This is a genomic window from Micromonospora sp. URMC 105 (assembly GCF_051386295.1).
Taxonomy (GTDB): Bacteria; Actinomycetota; Actinomycetes; order Mycobacteriales; family Micromonosporaceae; genus Micromonospora.
Map to the genome: position 1 here is coordinate 24,796 of NZ_JBPQTL010000070.1, position 4,472 is coordinate 29,267.

The following is a 4,472-nucleotide window of genomic DNA, read 5'->3' on the forward strand; positions in this document are numbered from 1 at the left end:
GCTGTCACATGGGTGACTGCGCGACTCCCGGCGCCGTCCTACGCTTTCGGTGACTGCCACCTAGCACGGTTGCGGATTGCGGATGTGGTCTAGGGGTTCAAGTCCTCTGGTAGTCGCTCAACAAAGGCAAGGCGGGTCCTCACGGGCCCGCCTTGTCTGCGTGTGGGCCCGGCCCGCCGTGTAAAGAATTCTTGACACACCTGCCCGGCGCGGCATACCGTTCGGGTGTCAAGAATTCTTTACACCCCCCGGGAGGGTCCGTGGCCTTCGAGGAAAAACGCGCCTGGCTGCTGGCCGTGGTCGCGGTCGTCGCCTACGCCACGTACGCCGCCGTCGTCCTCGGTCGCGCCGACGGCGTGCCGCTGCCCGACGTGCCGTACGCCGGCGCCCTGCTCTGGAGCATCGGCGGCGCCATCGTGGCGTCGATCCTCCTGCACATCGTCGTCTCGATCGTCTCGCCCGAGGGCGCCAACCAGGCCGACCAGCGGGACCGGGAGATCCACCGCACCGGGGAGCACATCGGCCAGGCGTTCGTCGTCGTCGGCGGGGTGGCGGCGCTCGGCATGGCGCTGGCCCGGTGGGACCACTTCTGGATCGCCAACGTCATCTACCTGGGCTTCGTGCTCTCCGCAGTCATCGGCTCCACCGCCAAGATCGTCGCTTACCGGCGGGGCTTCCAGTCGTGGTGAAACCGACCCGCATCACCAACTCCATCCGCGCCCTGCGCACCGCGCACGACGAGATGACCCAGGCCGAACTGGCCCGCCGCATCGGGGTGACCCGGCAGACCGTCATCGCCATCGAGCAGGGCCGCTACTCCCCGTCGCTGGAGATGGCCTTCCAGATCGCCGACGTGTTCGGCGTCCCCCTCACCGACGTGTTCCACTACCCCCGGGAGAGCTCATGAAAGCCATCGTCCAGGACCGCTACGGCCCCGCCGACGTGCTCCAGTTGCGCGACATCGACCCGCCGCAGCCCGGCGACGACGACGTGCTCGTCCAGGTCCGCGCCGCCGGCGTCGACCCCGGCGTCTGGCACCTGATGACCGGCCTGCCGTACCCGGTCCGCCTCGGCTACGGCCTGCGCCGCCCCCGCCACCGCGTCCCCGGCATGGACCTCGCCGGCGTCGTGGCGGCCGTCGGCCGCCGCGTCACCCGCTTCGCCCCCGGTGACGAGGTCTACGGCACCGGCACCGGCAGCTACGCGGAGTACGCCAGCGCGCCCCAGCACAAGCTCGCCCGCAAGCCCGCCGCCCTCACCTTCGCCGAGGCCGCCGCCGTGCCCGTCTCCGGACAGACGGCGCTCACCGCCGTCCGTGACGCCGCGGCGGTACGCCCCGGCCAGCGGGTGCTCGTCATCGGCGCCGGCGGCGGCGTCGGCTCGTACGCCGTGCAGCTCGCCACCGCGGCCGGCGCCCAGGTCACCGGCGTCTGCGGACCCACCAAGCAGGACCTGGTCGTCTCCCTCGGCGCGACCGACGTAGTCGACCACACCCGCGAGGAAATCACCGACCGGGGCATCCGGTACGACGTCATCGTCGACACCGCCGGCAACCGGGCCCTGGCCCACCTTCGTCGTGCCCTCACCCCCACCGGCACGCTGGTCCTCGTCGGCGGCGAGGGCGCCACCGGGAAGCTGCTGCAGGGCTTCGACCGGCAGCTTCGCGCGCTGCTGCTCTCCCCGCTGGTCGGCCAGCGGCTGATCCCCCTCGTGGCGAAGGAGAGCAGCGAGAACCTCGACGCCCTCACCGCGCTGGTCGACGCCGGCCGGCTCCGGCCCGTCCTCGACCGGAGCTGGCCGCTGGCACAGGTGGCCGACGCGATCCGGCACGTGGAGGCCGGCCACGCCCGGGGCAAGAACGTCGTCCTGCCCTGAGCCGGCCGGCCGCCGCCGCACCGGCCCGGCTCAGCTGCTCCGCACCACCTCGGGCCGGTGCGCCGCCGGCGGCACGTACGGCTCCGGGGCCGGCCGCTCGATCGCCGGCCGGCCGGCCTCGGACCGTTCCGCCGCGGGCTCCTCGAGCTCCTCGGGCGTCTCGTCCGCCGTCCGCTCCCCGCCGGGGCGGACGGCCACCATCGGGTACTCGGCGGTCTCCCCACCACCGGCTGCGGCGGCCATCACCGCGGCGGCCGCCAGGTCCGCCACCCGCTTGGCCTCCCGCTGCACCCGCGCCCGGACATCCTTGGCGTGCCGCTCGACCGACTCGGCCGCCTGCCGCGCCTCGTCCAACCGCTTCGTCTCGGCGGCCAAGCTCCGGCGCGTCTCCTCCAGCCGGCGCTGCGTCTGCACCAGGTCCCGCTCGGTGGTGTCGCCCTCCTGCTGGATCTCGGCCAACTGCTGCCGGGCCGTCTCCAACTCCTCGCTCACCTGCGCCAGCGCCTGCTGCCGCTCCGCGATCTCCTGCTGCACCGCCGTGAGCTGCTCCTGCTGCGCGGCCATCTGCTCGTCGGCGCGCTGGCGTACCTCGGTGGCGTACTGCTGGGCCTCCGCGATCAGGGCCTGAATCTGCTGCTCCGCGGCGCTGTGCTGGTTGGTCAGCTCCTGCTCGGCCGCCGCCCGGTGCTCGGCCAGCTCCTGCTCGGCGGCGGCCCGCCGCTCGGCGATCTCCTTCTCGGCGGTGGCCTGCCACTGGGCCAGCTCCTGCTGGCTCTGCGTCCGCGCCGCCTGAATCTCCTGCTGGATCTGGGTACGCGCCGCCTTGGTCAGCGCCTCCGCCGCCGTACGGGTCTGGGTGATCTGCTTGGCGGTCTGCTCGCTGATCCGCTTCGCCTCCTGCTGGGCGCGCTCGTGCGCGGCCTCGCCCTCCGCCCGCAGCTTCTCGGCCCGCTCCCGGATCTCGGCCAGCTCCCGCTCGGCCGCCACCCGGCGCTCCTCGTACGCCTTGTCCTGCTCGGCCCGGCGGGCGGCAAGCTCCTCGTCCAGGTCCCGCAGCGCCTGGACGGTGCGCTCCCGCGCCTCGGTCAGCACCTTCTCCGCCTCACCCTGCAGGGTGGTCGCCCGCTGCGTCGCCGTCTCGGTGATCACCCCGGCCTGCTTCTCGGCCAGCGCGAGGATCTGGTCCACCATCGGGCCCAGGTCCCGGAAGGACGCCCGGTCCACCTGCGCCGGGCGCTGCCGCAGCTCGGTCAGTTCCGTCTGGAGGCGCTGGATGTGCGCGGTGAGGCCGTGCACCTGGCTCGCCGTCCGGTCCCGCTCCGTCGACAGCGTCGCGAGCTGACCGTCCGTCTGCTCGACGTACCGGTCCACCTGCCGCTTGTCGTATCCGCGCAGGGCGGTCTCGAAATGCGGCCGCCCGGCCGCGTCGTCACGCAGCGCGAACGGCTCCTCGCCGTTGGACATGCAGCACCCTCCGTACTGTGCGAGCGCCACGCGGATGAGCGCCCACGGGCCATGATGTGGCGCAACGCTACCGTCGTCCGGCCCCGGACAATAGGGCCGCCCCGGTGATCGGGGGGCCGGTACGGAACCTTTGTCGCATCGTGGCGTCGCCGGGCGGCTCCCCTCGCGAGCGGCACCGGGATGGCGCCGGTCCCGGGCGCGGTGTACGTCCCGCACTCGCTCGATTGCATGAGGGCGACCGTCCACACCGGTCCACGCCTGCCCGGGTCCCTGCGGGGCGCCACGGCCGGACGTGGTCCCACCGGACGGCGTCCGCGCGGCTTTGCCCGACGGACGGGTGACTGCCACTCCGGTGACGGTGGTCGGGCGTTGTCGAAGCCCTCCCGCGTCCGGACGATCTGGAGCGGTTCCCGGTGCTGCCTCAACGGTTCGCCCGTCCTGCCCGCCGGAGGCGTCCCGGTTCTGCGCGACGTGTCGGTCGAACAGTCAGCTGTGCCGGCTGGCCACGCCGATGACGAGTTTCCAGCTGCCGGATGACCGCTCTGCGCCGAGAGTGTCGACCCTCATGGTCGACCCTGGACTGCTGCCCAGATCGGCGGCGTCTCGCAGCAAGGGTGGGCGGGGGAGGGGTGACGATCCATGATGTGACGGGGGACGCAGGCCGTTGATTTGACGATCAACTCGCGGGCCACGTAACTTTCTCTCTGCCAGCGCGGAACGGACGAAACAGGCGAAAGCCTGGAAGGCCGGAGCGCGGGAATGGTTCGGGGGTCGGCCGGGTTGTCTTCCGGTACGAGCCTGGACCGGGCTCCTGAGGGCTTGTGAGAGCAGGCCGGCAGGGCCGGGAATGATCCCAGGGTCGGATGGGTTGAGTCCCATGTGAGCCTGGACCGGGCGGTGCCCCGGATTCGCCGCGAGGCGGATTTGGAGGGGCGGAGCCGACCGGGTAAGGTTGTCGACCGGCAGGGCACCGGGCGAGCGTGCGGGAAACCGCAGCGGCCGGCCTGCTGAAATTCCACGAGATGTCCGGCGCGAGCCGGTCGAATTGTGGTGCCCGGAATTGTGGTGGAAGTGGTGCGGATCGCTGCAGAGCGGTTTGACACGGCGGAAACCGGCGGGTAACGTAGTAAAAG

General features: G+C 72.3%; 4 protein-coding genes. 3 read left to right on the forward strand and 1 reads right to left on the reverse strand.

The features are described 5' to 3' along the window. The first annotated feature begins 260 nt into the window (after positions 1-260). Genes ACSNN7_RS20705 through ACSNN7_RS20715 form a run of 3 tightly spaced genes read left to right on the forward strand, consistent with a single transcriptional unit; the run spans position 261 to position 1,875 of the window. Complete coding sequence (locus tag ACSNN7_RS20705) at positions 261-689, forward strand: hypothetical protein (protein ID WP_436682585.1); 429 nt, start codon at positions 261-263, stop codon at positions 687-689. Then, positions 683-907: a helix-turn-helix transcriptional regulator gene (locus ACSNN7_RS20710; RefSeq protein WP_436682586.1), complete on the forward strand. Its 225-nt coding sequence runs from the start codon at positions 683-685 to the stop codon at positions 905-907. Before ACSNN7_RS20705 ends, ACSNN7_RS20710 begins: the two co-directional genes overlap by 7 nt. Then, positions 904-1,875, forward strand: a complete 972-nt coding sequence (locus tag ACSNN7_RS20715) for an NAD(P)-dependent alcohol dehydrogenase (RefSeq protein ID WP_436682588.1) — start codon at positions 904-906, stop codon at positions 1,873-1,875. Before ACSNN7_RS20710 ends, ACSNN7_RS20715 begins: the two co-directional genes overlap by 4 nt. Before the next feature lie 30 nt (positions 1,876-1,905). Here the strand turns inward: ACSNN7_RS20715 and ACSNN7_RS20720 are convergent, their stop codons facing one another. After that, entirely contained in the window at positions 1,906-3,339 is a 1,434-nt protein-coding gene (locus ACSNN7_RS20720) for a DivIVA domain-containing protein (RefSeq protein WP_436682589.1), read from the reverse strand. Positions 3,340-4,472: the final 1,133 nt, after the last annotated feature.